Annotated in this window: 2 protein-coding genes; both read right to left on the bottom strand. The window is 67.5% G+C overall.

Annotation, left to right across the window (positions count from 1 at the left end; translation table 11 throughout):
• On the bottom strand, positions 1-674 hold a 674-nt coding region (locus tag ACWER9_RS31850; RefSeq protein WP_452305324.1), incomplete at its 3' end, for a 4Fe-4S dicluster domain-containing protein.
• Positions 664-1155 (bottom strand): molybdopterin dinucleotide binding domain-containing protein (locus ACWER9_RS31845; RefSeq protein WP_452305323.1); only part of this gene is annotated, 492 nt, incomplete at its 5' end. The genes ACWER9_RS31850 and ACWER9_RS31845, both read right to left, overlap by 11 nt.

Below are 1155 nucleotides of genomic sequence, written 5' to 3'. Positions count from 1 at the left end.
GTCGGACACGCCTGCGCACACGCCGGCGTCATCCCCGCACCCAACCGGTCGTAACACAACGTGCACTTCCACGCCCGACCATCACCCTTACGCTGATCGATCACCCCGTACGGACACGCAGAAATGCAGTACCCACACCCATTACAGATGTCCTCCTGCACCACCACCGACCCGAACTCCGTCCGGAACAACGAACCCGTCGGACACACATCCAGACACGCCGCATGCGTGCAGTGCTTACAAACATCCGACATCATCAACCACCGAAAATCAGTACGACCCTCCACACCCGAACCCCGCCCCGGCGGCTGCGCCCCCGGCATCCCCAGGAACTCCGGGCCCGCGTCGACCGGCCGATCCGGGGCGGCATCGACCGGGGCGCCGAGGACGTCCGAGGGCGCGGCACGATGCCCGGCCGGGCGCGGCTGCTCGACGAACGCCACGTGGCGCCACGAGTTCGCGGTCAACGCGCCGGTGTTGTCGTACGACATACCGAGCAGGTCCAACCCGCTCTCCGGCACACCGTTCCACTCCTTGCAGGCAACCTCACAGGCCTTACAACCGATACAGACACTGGTGTCGGTGAAGAACCCCATCCGCGGCGGCGCGTTCTCGTAACCGGCGTCGGGCGCCGGGTCCAGCGGACCGTACAGGCTGTTCGGGTCAGGAAGCACCCTGCTCCTTCCCCTCGTTGTTCGTGGTCACGGCCGGGGCGTTCTGGCCCGGGGCGATCCCGGCGCGCCGCTGGTAGTCGGCCACCAGATCGAGCAACGCCGAACCGGTCGGACGGCGTCCGGGTCGGATGTCGCAGGTGCCGACCTTGCTCTCCTGGATCAGCACGTTCGGGTCCAGGCTGATGCCGAAGAGGTCGTTCGCCGAGTCGCCGGTGACCAGACCCTCGAACCCGAAGTGGTACGGCAACCACACCTGGTGGATGACCCGACCGTCCACCCGCAGCGGGGTGAGCCGGTCGGTGACCAACACCTTCGCCTCGATCACCGCGCGGCCGCTGACCAGGTGCGCCCAGCCCAGATGTGTCAGCCCTGCCTCGTCGGCCAGGTCCGGCGACACCTCGACGAACATCTCCGGTTGCAACTCGGCGAGCGGTGACACGGTCCGGCTCATCCCCCCGGCGGTGTGGTGCTCGGTGAGTCG

Source organism: Micromonospora sp. NPDC003944 (genome assembly GCF_053605225.1).
Note: the sequence above shows the minus strand (reverse complement) of the source record. Positions and strands in the feature narration are given on the sequence as shown.